Below are 15867 nucleotides of genomic sequence, written 5' to 3'. Positions count from 1 at the left end.
AATGCGAAACCCAGCGACTGCCGAGAGGGCAGACGAGCAAGACACAGCGCCCGTTGAGCTAGACGCCGACGAGCGCGAGGCGCTACGCCAGCAGCAGGAAGAAGAGCTAAACATGCTGGGCACCAAGCTGCACCGCTTGGCCCATGAGCAGGTAGCCGCTAAAGAGCAGATCGAAACCCGCTGGCTGGAAGATTTACGTCAGTACAACGGCAAGTACACCGAAGATCAGCTTGCCCGGATGCGCGAGAAGGGCGGCAGCCAGGTGTTCGTCAATATCACGCGCAACAAGACGCGGGCAGCGATTGCGCGGCTCAGCGATATGTTGCTGCCCAACGACGACACCAATTTCGGCATTAAGCCCACGCCCGTGCCGGCGATGAGCAAGCAGCAGGGCATGATGCAGGCGGACGCACAGCAGCCGGGGATGATGCCACAAGGCATGCCGCCGGAAATGCAAGGCCAGCCCGGCATGATGCCAGAGCAGGGCATGCCGCCGTCGCAGCCAGAGCAGCCCGACCCGCAGGCGATTGCCGACGAAGCGGCACGGCAAATGCAGCAGCAGATCGAGGACGACTTCGCGGAGAGCCGCTACAACGCCCATACCCGCGACGTGATCGAGGACGCATGCATCTTGGGTACCGGTATTCTGAAAGGCCCGGCCATCGTGAACCGCACTCGCCGCGCCTGGACGACCGACCCGAGCACTGGCCAGAGCGTGATGGAGATTCAAGAGGAGTTCCGGCCAGCGGTCGAGCGTGTAGACCCCTGGGACTTCTTCCCTGATATGTCAGCGGCCAAGATGAGCGAGGCCGAGTTCGTGTTCGAGCGCAAGTTGCTCAACCGTAAGCAGCTGCGCGACCTGGCCGACCTGCCCGGCGTGATGCTGCCCCAGCTGCGCCGAGCGCTGGAAGATAAAGACGGCCACCATATTTCCCACGACCGCCGCGACGAGATGCGCGCCATTACCGGCGTGGATACCGTGGTGAGCGATGCCCGCTACGAGCTATGGGAGTATTGGGGGCCGCTGGACAAGGAGGAGCTGGAAGCGTGTGGCTGCGACGTAGACGATGACCCGTTAGTGGAATACACCGGCTGCGTGCTGATGGTGGGCAATCACGTTATCAAAGCCGCTCTGAACCCGCTGGAAACCGACGACCTGCCTTATTCGGTATTCAACTGGGAGGAGGATAGCTCCACCATCTTCGGCTTTGGTGTGCCGTACCTGATGCGGCAGCCGCAGAAGGTGGTCAACGCTGCGTGGCGCATGATGATGGACAACGCTGGGCTGTCTGCAGGCCCGCAGATCGTGGTCAACAAGCGCGCCGTACAGCCGAAGGACGGCGACTGGACGATACGCAGCAATAAGGTGTGGGAATACACCGGCGATGCGCCCATCGATCAAGCGTTCCTGTCGGTGCAAATCCAGAACAACCAAGCCGATATGGCCGCCATCTTCAACATGGCACAAGAACTGGCCGACACTGAAACCAACCTGCCGGTGCTACTGCAGGGCGAGGGCATGAGCGGCGGTCCCGGTGCCAGAACGGCCACCGGCATGCAGATGTTGATGAATAACTCCAACATCGTGCTGCGCTCAGCCGTGAAGAACTTCGATGACGGTATTAGCGTGCCGACCGTTCGCCGCTTCTACGACTACCACATGATGTACACCGACCGCGCCGAGATTAAGGGTGACTTTGATGTGGTTGCCAAGGGTACCAGCGTTTTGATTGCCCGCGAGGAGCAGCAAGAGAAGCTGATGATGCTGTCTCAAGTGGCGGCCAATAACCCCATCTTTGCTGAGCTGACAAACTGGCAGGGGCTTTATAAAGAAATCCTGCGAACGCTCCAGGTGCCGGTGGATACCGTGACATACACCGATGAGGAAGTGGAGCAGCGGCAGCAGAACCAGGGGCAGGAAGGCCCACCGCCCGAGCTACAGATCAAGATGCAGGAGCTACAGCTTAAACAGCAGGAAATACAGTTAAAGTCCCAGCAACAGCAGTTTGATCAGCAGTACAAGGCTGCGCAGCTTCAAAGCGACCAAGAGATTGCCCGCCAAGAGATGGCCATTAAGTACAACATGACTATGGCGCAGCTGGAGGCCAAGTTAGGCCTAGACAGCCAGAGGCTTGAGATGGAAATGCAGAAAACGGCTGCGCAACTACAGAACCAGCGTGACGTGAAAGCCGCCGAGCTTACCGAGCGGCAGAACGACCGTATGGCGCGCCGTGACAACATGGCTCAAGGGTACGATTCCTATGGATAACCTCGACCGCCACTCAGGCACTTGGCAAGCCGTGACCCAATGGCTGCAGGATCGCCGCCAGCAGTGCGTTGAGTCGCTGATTAACGGCAGCCCCAACGACGACAAGCTGCGCGGGGAGATTCGCGTCATTGATGACCTGATTGCTAACGCGGACGACACGCCCACGCGAGAGCCGCTACCTGATACCGATTACTAACCTGCCGCCGCGCGGGTTTTTTATTGCCTGCACGCAGGCCAACCGCGTCGTGAGACGCCACAGCCGTTCGGGAGAACCGCTACATGAGCACCGAGAACCAGCCGCTTGATAAGCCGCAGGATACTCAAGACGACTTCGACAGCGCGTTTGACGAGTATGCCGGAAAGACCAAGGCACCCGATGAGCGCGACGAGTACCACCGCGACCAGGAGCCAGAGCAAGAGCCGGAACCAGAGGGCGAGGAAGAAGAAGCCGCCCAGCCTGAGCCGGACATTAACGAACGCCTGAGCGCGCTTGAGCAGGAGAACCAGAAGCTCAAGCACTCTGAGGCCAGCCAGCGCGGCCGCCTGGGCGCGTACCAACGACAGATCAACGAGCTGCAGCAGCAACTACAGCAACGCCAGCAGCATACCCAGCACGCCGATGGTCGTGAAAAATCCGACGACGAGCGCCGCGACGAAGCCGCCCAAGAGATGGGTAGCGACGATTGGGACGCTTTTAAGGAGGACTTTCCCGACATGGCCCGCGCCTTCGAGGCTCGTCTGAAAGCAGACCAGCAGCGGCAGGCGCAGTTAGAAAAGCAGCTCCAGCAGCTGCAATCTGCAGTGCAGCCCATCCAGCAACAGGCGCATGAACAGCAGCTTCAATCGGAATACGCCCGCCTCGAAAGCCGGCATAGCGATTGGCGTGATGTGGTCAATGCCCCTGAGTTCCAGTCATGGCTGCAAAACCAGAACCCGGCTATCCAGCAGCTTGCAGGAAGCGAAAGCGCCGATGACGCATCCGCGCTCCTCGACTTCTACAAGGGCAACATGCCGGGCGATAACAGCCGTGCCACTCAGCACGACAAACGGCAGAGCCGACTAGCGAACGCCCAGACCGTGAGCCGCCGAGGGGCCGCTCAACAACGGGGTACGCCAGACGACTTCGATGCCGCCTTTGAACACTACGCCGCCAAAAAAGCGCGGCAACGCTAATCCTTCTTACCGTGAGGTAACACGCAATGGCTACTACTACCTATGGCTCTATCTCGCAGCGTACCGCTGCCTGGGCCGCCGCTGAAATGCTGGCTCACGCCGAGCCTATTCTGGTGCTGTCCAAATTCGGCCAATCTAAGCCGATGCCCAAGAACAAAGCCGATACGGTGAAGTTCCGCCGCCCGGTGCCGTTCAACATCCCTGACACCCCGCTGGCCGAAGGCGTCACCCCGACTGCGCAACAGATGCAGTACGAGGACGTGGAAGTGCAGCTCAAGCAGTGGGGCGCCTGGGTTGAAATCACCGATGTGGTCAATGACCTGGCCGAAGACCCGGTGCTGTCTGACGCTTCCATGCTGTGCGGCGAGCAAGCAGCGGAAACCGTCGAGGTGCAGACCTGGGGCGCCATTCGCGCAGGCACCAACGTGTTCTACGCCAACGGTTCCAGCCGTTCAGCGGTGAACACCAAGATCAGCCTGGCTAAGCAGCGCGCTATCACTCGCGCACTGAAAGCCCAGCGCGCCAAGAAAGTCACCAGCATGGTGGGCGGCTCTCCGAACTACTCCACCGAGCCGGTTGATGCAGCGTTTATCGCGTTCGCACACACCGACCTCGAAGCGGATATTCGGGATATGGTCGGCTTCGTGCCCACCGAGAAGTACGGCAGCATGAAGGCGCTACCGTATGAGATCGGTAAGGTCGAGGACGTGCGCTACGCGCTTTCCCCGGTGCTGGACAAGTTCGCCGACGCGGGCGGCACTGCAGGCAGCATGGTGTCTACCACTGGCACCAACGCAGACGTATACCCCGTAGTGTACATCGCCAAGGAGTCCTACGGACTGGTGCCGCTGAAAGGCAAGAACGCGGTCACGCCCAAGGTGCTGAACCCGGATACCCCGCGTGGCGGCGATCCGCTCGGCCAGCGTGGCTCCGTAGGCTGGAAAACCTACTTCGTGGCCAAGGTGCTTAACGAAGCATGGCTGGCCCGATTGGAAGTCGCTGCTTCCGAGCTGGCGTAACCCCTAACCACCCCTCAAGCCCCGGCATCCGCTGGGGCTTTTTATTTCCGCTTACCGTGAGGTAACCGCAATGTCAGAAGTCAACGTCAACACCATGGACCGCGCCACGCTGGAGCAAACCGCCAACGACCTGGGCGTTAAGTTTGCACACAACGCCAGCGACGACACGCTGCGCAACAAGCTGCGTGAAGCACTAGGCGAGCCGCCAGCGCCAGAGCTGAATACGGCACCAAGCACCGCTGAAAGCACCAAAGAAAAGCGCTTTGAGATCATCATTCAAACCGATGGCAAGGATAAACAGCCGGTGCCCGTGGGCGTGAACGGCAAGATGTGGGCCATTCAGCGCGGCAAAAACGTCATCGTGCCTGAATCCGTGGTCGAGGTACTGAAAAACGCCAACCGCTACGAGTACGACCCCAAGGATATGAGCCGCACCGAAGTCTTGGCTTACCCCTTCCAGATCGTGCGCGAAGTGGAGTAAGCCATGACGTTCCTGGAATTGTGCCAACGGCTACGCCAAGAAGTTGGCGCAGCCGGGAACGGCCCTGCCAACGTGGCCGGTCAGTCTGGGGAATACGCACGCCTGATCGGCTGGGTGCAAACTGCGTGGCGGGAAATTCAGCTAGAACGCCGCTGGCGGTTTGATTGGTCGCTTGGGCAGGTGGATCTAAACACCGAGGACACCCAATACCCGCTGCCCGAGGACTTTGAAGCCTGGGCAGCGGATACCCTGCGTTTCGGCAGCCAAGTGATTCGCGTCTTGCCGTGGGAAGAGCTGCGCTATGCCGCTAACGACCACTTTACATGCACGGCGATTGCGCCGGATGGCGTGCTTCACCTTAACGCCGCGCCTGCCACCTCTGGCGCGCTGCAGTTTGAATACTGGCGCACTCCGCAGGAATTGGAGAACAACAACGATGTGCCGCGTATGCCGCCGCGCTATCACATGGCGATTGTTTACCGCGCCATGTTGCAGTACGGGCTTTACGAGAACGCCCCCGAAGTCGTGCAGCAGGCGAACGCCAATTACCGGGAAGTGATGATGCGCGTGGCCGCCACCGAGTTGCCCCCAATTAACACCGGCGAGGCACTGGCATGAGCAGCAGCGCTTACACCCCCCTCGGCGGCGGCATTGATCTTGTCACACCGCCTCGGCAAATGAAGCCCGGCCAATGCCTTTATGCCGTCAACTACGAGTGCCCGGTGAGCGGAGGCTATCGCCGCATTGCAGGCTATGCCGCCGTAGGGCCAGTGGTGCCGGGGGAAGGCCCACTGCTAGGCGTAGTGACATTTGCTGATCGCTACTATGCCGTGCGAAAAGACACCGGCGCAGACGCGGCCACGCTCTACCGCTACAACAGCGACACCAATACTTGGGACAGCGTGGGCGCTTGCCACAACGGCCGCTATGAGTTTGTGGAAGGCAACCTGACCGCGACCGAAAAAGGCCGAGCGCTGTATGGCGTCGGTGGAGGCAAGCCGTTTCAGCTATTGGCTAGTCCAGGCGAGTCCGTGGAGTACCAAAGCATTCTCGGCGTGGTATCGGCGCTACGCGGTAATCTGCCTGCTGGCGTGGTGTATATCGCCTCTAACGATAAGATGATCATTTCCGACACCAAGGGTCGCAACATTACCGGCCTGGGCGTGTTTGATAAGGCTGACGCATCGTTGACCACTGGTACCGACAAAACCGGCAATGGCGACGACACTACGCAAGCCGAGATCGACCTATCGGACCAAACACCTAATAGCATTGGCTATGTTCGGTTTACGGTAGGTAGCGAGCCGGAAACAGAGCTAGCCATACCTGAGCTGGCAAGCCCGTTCTATGAGTTATCCGCTGCTCAAAGCGGCGCGCAGTTTATTGCCTTGCACGCCAACCACCTCTTTATCGGCTTTCCTTCAGGTAGCCTGCAGCACTCTTCGATTGGTAAGCCCAATAGCTGGAACGCTGCCGTTGGGGGGGCAGGGGAAATAGGGGTCGGGCAACCTATCACCGGCCTGCTTAACGGGCGCGGCGGTACGCTCCACATCTTATGCCGCGACAGTATTAAAACGCTGTACGGATCAAGCACGGCCGATTGGCAGCTAAAGATCACGATTCCTAACAGTGGCGCAAAGCCCTACAGCGCCCAAAACCTACTGCAGCCTTACTTCATTGCCGAGCGTGGCATTACCAACCTGCAGGCGACCGACCAGTTTGGTGACTTCCAGCCGCTACAGGCGGGAGCCATGCTAGAGCCGCTGTTTACCGAGGATGGCTGGGCGGATCGCGTGGTGTGCAGCGTGATTAGCAAACGTCGTGCACAGTACCGCGTGTTCTTCGATGACGGCTCCGGCGTGTACATGAGTCCGACCGGGGCAACGACCGTGCTGTTTCCTGATGCGCCGGTCGTCGCGCATAGCGGAGAGCTGGATAGCGGCGAGGAAGTGGTGCTGTTTGGTGACGCTAACGGCCAGGTGTACCGCCTGGGCAATAACGCCGACAGCTTTGCAGGAAGCCCCATCTCTGCATTTCTGACGCTGGCCTATACCGACCTACGCAAGCCCGCTGAGCGAAAACGCTTTAGGCGCGTGTTCTGGGACGTGCGCTCCGGCTCCAATGCTGACATCACCTTTCGGCCCGACTTCGATTTTGGCGGCATTGAAAGCGCACCGCACCTACGCCAAACGCTCAGCTTCCTGCTAGGCGGTGGCCTATGGGACGTGGCCCGCTGGAATGAGTTTGCATGGTCGGCGCCGGTCGTCGGCCAGGAAGCCCACGACATTACCGGCAGCGGCACGTCAATCAACTTTGCCATCTACTCCAGCAGCATTAGCCCACCCCATGAAATTCTGGGATATGACCTGACTTACAGCGACAGGAGGTTACGCCGTGGCTAGCCGATATTACGACAACAGCGATGGCGCGCAGCGCTTCCAGCCAGGCACAACCGCCCGTGCCGATGAGGTAGACGCCAAGCTCGACCAAGTGGCCGCTGGCTTTGAGCAAGCAGAGGTGGATATTGATCGTAGCCTCAAGCTTCCCGCGTCTGAAACAAGCCAAGAACTCAACGCTAGCCCGCTACTGCGCCGCCGCCGCGTGGTCGGCTTTGATGCCGATGGCAACCTAACGCTGCTGACTGGTTTTAATTGGCGAGGTGACTGGACAACCGCGACGGAATACTTCGTCAATGACGTGTTCCGAGACCCGGCCACCAAGAATATCTATGTCACCGCGACCCGCCACACTAGCGCTGCTGCGCTCAGCACCGATATTACGGCGGGGCGTGTTGAGCTAGCTATTAATATTGAGGATGTGGAGCAGCTAAAGGCTGAAACCCAGCAGATCAAAGACGATGCCGTCAGTGAAACAACCACGATTAAAAACGCCGCGCAAGCGGCGGCCACCACTGCCACCACCAAAGCAGGGGAATCTTCCACTTCGGCAAGCCAAAGCGCTACAGCACGTAACAAAGCCCAACAGTGGGCAGAAGAGAACGAAAATACCGCCGTAGAATCAGGCCAGTTTTCCGCCAAGCATCACGCCATTAAATCCGCTGCCAGTGCCAGCGCCTCAAGCGCTTCGGCAGGACAAAGCGCCACAGCCCGCGATAAGTCGCGGGCATGGGCCGAAACCCCCGAAAACACTGAGGTCGAGGCTGGTCAATATTCAGCCAAGCACCATGCACTTAAATCATCTGCCAGCGCCTCTGCCGCGTCCGCAAGCGCTGGCACTGCCGCTACGAAAGCCGAGCAAACCGGGCAGGATGCGCTGAATACCGCCGCCGACGTAGTGCAAACCGGGCAAGACAGAGTAGCGACGGGGCAAGACCGTGTTGCTACGGGGCAGGATCGACAAGCCGCTGAGGGTGCAGCTCAAACCGCCACCGAAAAGGCTCAACAGACTGCCGCCGACCGGCAGCAAACCGGCGAAGACCGCGCCGCCGCCGCCCAGTCTGCCCAGGCCGCAGGCCAAAGCGAAAGCAACGCCGCCGCCACGCTTGAAGAGTTTCTACGTCGCTATTTGGGGTCGTTTGAAATCCCGCCCACCACCGACAATCAAGGCGATCCGCTGATAGTGGGCGCGCTGTACTACAGCACCGTGACCGGCGATGAGGGTATGCGGCAATGGACGGGCACCGCGTGGGAAAATGCGTATGCCACGATTGATGGGGTTAGCTGGGGGGATGTTAGTGGGAAGCCTGCCTTATACACCCAGGCTGAAATAGACACCAAGATCGGCGACATCGGCTCTATCTTAGATGCTATTAACGGGGAGGTAGTCTGATGGCTATCGCGGATAAGCTTCAACATACGTTGAACACTAAAAACGCTATCAAGCAGGCATTGATTGATCGCGGCGCGGCGCCCAGTGATGTGTTCTCTACCTACCCGCAAGAGATCGCTGATCTGCCTGCTGGTAACGAGGTGGTAGGCACGATTGTCGATCACCGTCTGGATGAAGCCGCGCCAGGCTACTTGAAGTGTGACGGCAGCCTGATTGACAAGAGTGCATATCCCGACCTAGCGCCACTATTAAGATATGTGAATAAGGATTACGACTTCACGCAACCCTTTGTTAGTGGTACCCCAAGCCTACCAAATCTCGGTTATGAGGTGGTTTATAGTCCTGACGGGCGCTATATCGCTATACCCCATTATGGGGCTCCCTGCTTAACAGTGATTGATACAAGCGATTGGTCAACAGTGGCGGGAACGCCTGTCTTACCTGGAACAGGGGTTAGTGCGGCCTTTAGTCCTGACGGAGAATACTTGGTAGTAACTCACGAGTACTCTCCTTATATGACGATCATCAAAACCGCCGATTGGACTGTACTGAGTGGGACACCTACCCTCCCTTATAGCAACAATAAAGGGGGTGTTGTGTATAGTCCGAATGGGGATTTTGTAGCTGTAGCTCATAGAGGTAGCCCGCACCTTACAATTATAGAAACCAGTACCTGGTCAATAATGACCGGAACCCCTAGCTTACCGAATGTCGGCTTAGGGGTTGCAATCAGCTCGGACGGTAAGTACTTAGCCGCGCTTTACTATGATTCCCCCTACATTAAAGTCATTGATACACAAACCTGGTCTGTGCTAGAAGGTACGCCCACACTATCGGGACGCAGCAATAGTCTGGCTTTCAGTCCGGATGGTAAATACCTCGCTGTAGGAGGTGAAGTGGCCCCTTGTTTAGAGGTGTTCTACACCAGTGACTGGACGCTAGTAAATGGTACACCCATTGTAGAAGATGAAGGTCTGAGTGTTCGTTTTAGCCTTGACGGGCAATATTTGGCAGTAGGGCATAACTGGAGTCCCTACCTGACGGTGATAGATACCGCTTTTTGGTCGGTGTCAGCTACCTGGCCCTCACTGTATCAGGGGTGCTATGCAGCCGGATTTTCCCCAAGCGGAAGTCATCTGTGCCTTACATTCAATGCGCCTCCATATTTTAATGCCGCCCCGGCAGCTCTTCTCGCCCCCGATGGCTACACCTTCCTGCCCCGCGTGCCGGCCAAGCAGCACGGCAACGTCTTCGCGCAACCCTTGATCAAGGCGGAGTAACCTATGATCGGTGATATTATTTATAACGACCTGAACGACGAGAAGCGTCTGCCTTGCCTGGGGAATGCGTATCCGATTGCTGAGTATCCTGAGTTGGCGGCAATCTGTGAACGGGTACCGGGGACTAATATTGACTTTCAGAGTACGGTGAGTGGTATCTCAACTATAGCCACTGTCAGTTATGGGTCGGCATTTAGCCCTGACGGGCAGTATTTAGCGGTAGTCCATTCTAATAGTTCCTATTTTTTTGTGCTGCGTACAAGCGACTGGTCTATAGTGAGCGGAACCCCGACGCTAGCTGGAGTTGGTTACGGAGTTTGTTTTAGCCCTGATGGTAAGTACCTTGCTTTAGCTCACTCTAGCAGCCCATATCTAACTGTAGTTCACACCAGCGATTGGACTGTTGTTCCTGACACACCTGCACTACCAGGCTTAGGTAGAGGGGTCGCTTTTAGTCCTGACGGGCAGTATTTGGCCACAGCACATTACTCCGGTCTTACGTTACTGCGTGTTAGTAATTGGTCTGTGGTGAGCGGACTCCCTGTACCATCCGGGATTGCTTTTGGTGTTTCATTTAGTAACCAAGGGAGGTACCTATGTATAACGAAACTGGGTACGGCCAATATATCAATTATAGACACCAGCGGGTGGGTCGAGGTAAGTGGATTACCTACTGTCGGTAACAACGCTGATCAAGCCTCATTTAGTCCAAAAGACGATTACTTAGCGGTGGCATCTCAATCTAGTCCTTATCTGACAGTTATTCGCACCAGTGACTGGTCTGTTGTTAGCGGTACGCCTTCACTCCCAAGCAATGCTTTTGCGTGTGATTTTAGTCCTAACGGCGAATACTTGGCGGTGGGTCATTATGTCACCCCCTACTTAACGGTTATAAGAACCAGCGACTGGTCAGTAGTGAACAATATTCCTTCCATACAGGGGGTAGCTAGAGGGGTTTCGTTCAGTCCTAACAATCAATATCTGATAGCAGCGCACGGCTCAAGCCCGTGCGTGACTGCAATTAACGTCACCCAGGACGCGCCCACCGGCTATTTCCACGTCCCCAAAATCCCGATGCAGAAAGGCATCAACATCGACTATCCCGTACTCATTCAGGCGGAGGAGTAAGCCATGCCGACGATTTATAAAGTAGACCATAACCGCGTGTTCACGGGAAAAACCGTGGAGATTGGGCCGAAAGACCCTATATTCCCTAACAGTATTATGACGCCGCCGCCCGAGACGGATGGCTTTGCTATCTGGGATGGGAACAAGTGGTTCACGCGAGACGAATACCCGACGCCGCCGCAACGTGTGCCGCCGCGTGTAACGAAGCTCACTCGCCTGGAGTTCCGTAACCGGTTCACTACGGCTGAGAAAGTGGCCCTGGAAAACGCTCGCGAGACTAATGCCATGGTGCGCGTGTTCTTTGATGACTTAGCGGCGGCTGAATACGTTGATATTGAGGAAGAAGCAGTCGTTGAAGGCGTGCAGTATTTAGAGAGCCAAGGGTTGATTGCCGAGGGGCGGGCAGCGGAGATTTTGAATGGGTAAGCCGTCACCACACCCACTACCATAGCGCCTAGAGCGCTTTTTTTGTATCCAGCAAGCCGGGAGGCTTCCTATGGCATTTGATGAAAGCGCGTATTACGCCAACAAAGCAAAGCAACTTAATGAAACCGGCTACCAAGGCAAGAAAAGCTGGTCTGTCAGTGATGTTAAGAAAGCCTTTGCAGATAAAGGCCTGAGCGCCAAAGACCATTACAATAAGTATGGTAAGGCAGAGGGGGTATCGCCAACTTCTTCACGCGCGATAAATTCTAGCCGACCATCCACTACTAACATCTCGTCTCGTTCTTCGATCAGCACCACCGGTAATAAGCGCTTCGATGACACTACGTATTACAACAATAAAGTGGCTCAACTTAACCAGACTAACTATCAGGGGCGGAGCGACTGGACGGTGGGGCAAGTAAAGGGCGCCTTTGCAGATAATGGCCTGAGCGCCCAGGACCACTATAATAGATACGGCAGGGAGGAGGGCGTAAACCCCTATGCAGAGGTCAGTACGCCAACTCCTAGCCAGCAGGTGGCGCGCCAAGCTCCACAATCCACGGTAACCCCCGAGCAAACGTCACAACAACAGCTAGCCCAGATCCTCAACAGTAACTCACCTCTCATGCGGCGCGCCTCTACGCAAGGTATGCAGGTAGCGAATAGTCGCGGACTGCTCAACAGCAGCATGGCTGCCGAGGCGTCACAAGGCGCTATGATTGACCGCGCTACGCCGCTCGCGCAGCAAGATGCCAGTACCTATTTTCAAAACAATCAGGCCAATGCAGGCCGTCAGCAACAAGCGTTTCTGAATGACCAGCAGTACCGCAACCAGCTATCCTTAAACGAGCAGGGCTATCAGTTCGACATGGGCCGCATGCAAGCGGACTACGGTTTCTCCAGCCAGCTTTCGACCCAAGAGGCCAGTCAAACCCTTAACCAGCTCTACGCCACCAGCACGGCGAATGCCTGGGGCGTGATGGCCAACAACCTCACCGATATTGTAGGACAGTATTCCGCGCAGCTAGAACGCATCCAGACCAACCCCGATATCGAAGAAGAAGATAAGGTGACACTCATCGAGCAAGTGCTAGCGATGCGCGACACCGACATTAATTTCCAGCGCTCGCTCTATGAGCAACTGCCTACCTACCTCGCCAATACTGGCGTTTTCCCCAACCGCTAAGGTGATGTATGAACTTACTAGATGGCCTGGACGCCGCGCTCAACAGTGACGCGGTGAGCGCCGCCGTGGACGTTGGTAGCCAGGCGGCAAGCAGCAACTGGTGGGATACCGGCATTGAGTATGCCACCAAAGCATTTGATTGGATGGAGGCCAACCCGACCACCACCAACCTGCTAGCAGGCGTGGCCGGTGGCGTGGGCCAGTACCTAATGAGCAAGGAGCAGCTTGCCCAGCAGGAGCGCTTCGCCCGCGAGCAATGGGAGCGTGAGCGCGCCGCTCGTCGCATCAAGCCCGGCAGCATGGAGGGCTACGGTTCGCACGTCGCCACGGCAAAAGGCGGCCTACTGACCAATGGGCTGATTATCGGCCAGGAGGATTAAATGGGTTACGGAGGCATAGGCGAGCAAGGCGGCGGTTTTGGCGGCGAGGCTGATACTGGCGGTGTTGCGGGCGGCAGCAGCAGTGGTAACAGCGGGAATGCTGGCGGCGGTCGTGGTGGCAACCTCGGCTCTGAGATTGGCTCCGTAGGACCGGGCAAGGGATACGGTTCTGGCCATTCAAGCACCGATGGCAGCACAGGCGGCGGAGGTGGTGGAAGTTCAGGCGCGAGCAGCAACGGCTATGGAGACACGTTCGGGGATAGCTTAGACGCCCGGAGCGCTGCACCCGAAGCGAAGGCAGGCAGCTCGATGACCGGCACGGCGGCAATGGTGAGCATGGATGATGCCGCCAAGGAGGCGAAGGCCGTATTTGGCGGCTGGGCCACGCAAGCGGATACCCAGCTAGGGCCGGAGAACGTGGGCTATGGCAACGCTACCTATGGCGGCAACGGCGCGATTGCCAATGCTTCCCAAGCGGCCGCCATGACCCGCGATCAGCACACGCAGTCGCTAGAAATGGCGGGCATTCCCGAATCACACCACGCTGCCGCACGCCCAAGCGCGCTCACAAAAGGGCTTAGCTTGGCGGCTACCATCGCCAACCCCGTGGCTGGGCTATTAGGCACAGCGATCAGCACCCATAGCGCCGCTAAAAACGCCCAGGCCAGTATTGGCGCTATCAACGATGCGTTTGGTACCAGCCTCGATAGCTCCTACGGCACAGCGCTTGGCCAGCAAGCGGTGGGCACCGCAGCAGGTACGTTAGGTGGCAAGGTCGGTGGGAATTTTGGTGCCAAAGCGGGCATGAGCGTCGCTGGCGTACCGGGGGCTGTTTTAGGAGGCCTGCTAGGGGCGGCAACGCTAGGCAACACCGCACGCGGTCTAGCCATGGGCCCCAACACCAACACCGAAGGCCCGCAAGGCCCAGCGGCAGGAGGTGACAGCATGGGCGGCATGTCGAACGCACCCAGCAGTGCCGTGGCGTCTGCGCCCTCCACACCCAAAAGCGGTTACGTCAGCATCGACAATTACGCGATGGACAGCGACCGCAACCCCTTTGACCGTTACAGCGACTACGCCGCGCAATTCTTTGGCACCGCCTAGGAGGCACCATGGCAGGACTACTACAGCAGGGCATGCAGCCCGCACCACAACAAGGCCCCCAAGGCCAGCCAATGCAGGGGCAGCCACCGCAACAGCCGCCGCAGAGTGGGCAGCCAGCGCAAGAAGGCAACGACCCCCGCGTAAACGCCACGCCAGAGGAGGCAGGCCCGCAATTTGAGGCGCTGCTAGAAGGCATGTTGGGCTACCTGTACGGCGACGGAATGCAGCAAGCCGCACAGATGCTCCAGCAGGGCGACGACATTACCCGCCGCATGGGGCAGGTGATCGGCACCGTGATGGTGACCACGTTCAATATGATTGCCCAGGAGGGCAAAACTGTGCCGCCGAACGTGATGGTGCGCGCCGGTATCGAGCTATCTAAAGCCGTGGGCGAAATGGCGATGGAAATTGGCCGCCTGCAGCCTGGCGAAGATGAAGCCATCGAAGCCGCGTTTATGCTTGGGCTTGGCATCTTCGGCAAAACCGCCGAAGGGCTAAACGACGCCCAGCGGCAGCGCTACAGCGAAATGGTGACGGCCATTCAGGACGGCAAGCGCGAAACTATGCAGGGGCAGCCGCCTCAACAACCCATGATGGAGGGCGTATAACATGGCACTAGGACTCATCGGCGCGGCATTATCTGGAGGGGCAGAAGCCGCGCAGGACAACGCCCGCACCCGCATCAAGCAGATGCATGACGAGGCGATTCTGCGTATGCGCCAAAACTTCGCCAAAAGTGAGCGCATCGCTGGGCAGGAATTCACCACCAGTGAGCGTGTGGCAGGGCAGGGCTTCACCTCAGAACAAAACGAGCTGAATAGAGGGCATGACTTAACGCTGACGCAAATGCGCGAAGCTGGTGCCGATCGTCGTACAGGCGCGCAAATTGCCGCCGGAGACCGTCGTGCTCAGTGGGGGTTATTGCAGCAAGGCATGAACGCCGAGGGCAACCCTGTGTGGTTTAACCCGGTGTCGGGGGATCGATACGATGCTCCAGAAGACGTGACTCTTAGCAGCCCAGAACTAACAGGTCGTCAAAAAGCTCAGCTTGATATGCTTGAAAATCAGGCCAAACCGCTGCGTGAAAAAATGGCTGAAGGGATGCCATTAACTCCAGAGGAAAAAACCACGCTAGGCCAATTGGAAGCGCAGGCGCAGGCCTTGATTGGTGGTGGTCAGCAGGGCATGACGCCCTATCAGCGGCTAATGCAGGGCGAGGGTGGTGGGCAAGAAGAAACGCCAGTAGCCGATCCCGACTCTATCCCCGGCCAAGTGCGCCAACAGCAGGAAGAGCGCCGCAACACTCAAGAGGCCAATGAAGCGCGCCGCCAAGCCAGCCAAGCGCGTGACTCTGCGGATGCCATACTACAGCGTATCGAGCGCGAAGCAGCGGGCGGCGCCACACGCGGCGGCTTGCTGGCTCAGGTCAATCAGGCCGCAGGGCGCGGCGAAGTAAGCCAAGAAGCCATTGCCGAAGCCCAGCAGGTGGCGCAGCAGATTCTTGAGCTCGATCAAAACCCGAATATTTCAGCAGATGAAAAGCGCTGGCTATCCGAGCGCCTAATTCGCTTGCAAGAAGCCGGTGTACCGCTCAATCTTGACCAGTAACCCGTAGCTCATCGCAGGCTGATC

15 protein-coding genes are annotated in these 15867 nt (G+C 57.9%); all 15 read left to right on the top strand.

From position 1 onward, the window contains the following. The first annotated feature begins 1 nt into the window (after position 1). The 15 genes from LG300_RS07785 to LG300_RS07715 all read left to right on the top strand — a co-directional run bounded on the left by LG300_RS07785 (position 2) and on the right by LG300_RS07715 (position 15843). Positions 2–2269, top strand: coding sequence for a hypothetical protein (locus LG300_RS07785; RefSeq protein WP_404377821.1), 2268 nt, complete (start codon positions 2–4; stop codon positions 2267–2269). Next, positions 2262–2465: a hypothetical protein gene (locus LG300_RS07780; RefSeq protein WP_399841726.1), complete on the top strand. Its 204-nt coding sequence runs from the start codon at positions 2262–2264 to the stop codon at positions 2463–2465. The genes LG300_RS07785 and LG300_RS07780 overlap by 8 nt, the downstream gene beginning before the upstream one ends. An 83-nt stretch (positions 2466–2548) precedes the next feature. Then, positions 2549–3442, top strand: coding sequence for a hypothetical protein (locus LG300_RS07775; RefSeq protein WP_404377820.1), 894 nt, complete (start codon positions 2549–2551; stop codon positions 3440–3442). A gap of 26 nt (positions 3443–3468) precedes the next feature. Next, on the top strand, positions 3469–4461 hold the full coding sequence (locus LG300_RS07770; protein WP_404377819.1) for a N4-gp56 family major capsid protein: 993 nt from the start codon (positions 3469–3471) through the stop codon (positions 4459–4461). A 484-nt stretch (positions 4462–4945) separates the two neighbouring features. Then, complete coding sequence (locus LG300_RS07765; protein WP_404377817.1) at positions 4946–5560, top strand: hypothetical protein; 615 nt, start codon at positions 4946–4948, stop codon at positions 5558–5560. Then, positions 5557–7344 (top strand): hypothetical protein, encoded by a 1788-nt coding sequence (locus LG300_RS07760; protein WP_404377816.1) that lies wholly within the window; start codon positions 5557–5559, stop codon positions 7342–7344. Before LG300_RS07765 ends, LG300_RS07760 begins: the two co-directional genes overlap by 4 nt. Beyond that, on the top strand, positions 7337–8731 hold the full coding sequence (locus LG300_RS07755; RefSeq protein WP_404377815.1) for a hypothetical protein: 1395 nt from the start codon (positions 7337–7339) through the stop codon (positions 8729–8731). Before LG300_RS07760 ends, LG300_RS07755 begins: the two co-directional genes overlap by 8 nt. After that, positions 8731–10011: a hypothetical protein gene (locus tag LG300_RS07750; RefSeq protein ID WP_404377814.1), complete on the top strand. Its 1281-nt coding sequence runs from the start codon at positions 8731–8733 to the stop codon at positions 10009–10011. The genes LG300_RS07755 and LG300_RS07750 overlap by 1 nt, the downstream gene beginning before the upstream one ends. 3 nt (positions 10012–10014) lie before the next feature. Then, positions 10015–11139 carry a WD40 repeat domain-containing protein gene (locus LG300_RS07745; protein ID WP_404377813.1) on the top strand — a complete coding sequence of 375 codons (1125 nt, stop codon included), beginning with the start codon at positions 10015–10017 and terminating at the stop codon, positions 11137–11139. 3 nt (positions 11140–11142) lie between these two features. Beyond that, complete coding sequence (locus tag LG300_RS07740) at positions 11143–11565, top strand: hypothetical protein (RefSeq protein WP_404377812.1); 423 nt, start codon at positions 11143–11145, stop codon at positions 11563–11565. A gap of 70 nt (positions 11566–11635) precedes the next feature. Then, entirely contained in the window at positions 11636–12751 is a 1116-nt protein-coding gene (locus LG300_RS07735) for a hypothetical protein (protein ID WP_404377810.1), read from the top strand. A gap of 8 nt (positions 12752–12759) precedes the next feature. Next, positions 12760–13131, top strand: coding sequence for a hypothetical protein (locus tag LG300_RS07730; protein WP_404377809.1), 372 nt, complete (start codon positions 12760–12762; stop codon positions 13129–13131). Further along, entirely contained in the window at positions 13132–14235 is a 1104-nt protein-coding gene (locus LG300_RS07725) for a hypothetical protein (RefSeq protein WP_404377808.1), read from the top strand. It abuts the gene before it with no gap. Between the two features lie 8 nt (positions 14236–14243). After that, positions 14244–14843, top strand: coding sequence for a hypothetical protein (locus LG300_RS07720; RefSeq protein WP_404377807.1), 600 nt, complete (start codon positions 14244–14246; stop codon positions 14841–14843). Between the two features lies 1 nt (position 14844). Further along, complete coding sequence (locus tag LG300_RS07715; protein ID WP_404377806.1) at positions 14845–15843, top strand: hypothetical protein; 999 nt, start codon at positions 14845–14847, stop codon at positions 15841–15843. The last annotated feature ends 24 nt before the right edge of the window (positions 15844–15867 follow it).

Origin of the sequence: Vreelandella aquamarina (assembly GCF_044805175.1) — a bacterium.
Lineage (GTDB): Bacteria > Pseudomonadota > Gammaproteobacteria > Pseudomonadales > Halomonadaceae > Vreelandella > Vreelandella aquamarina_B.
This window is presented reverse-complemented; position numbering and strand designations above follow the sequence as displayed.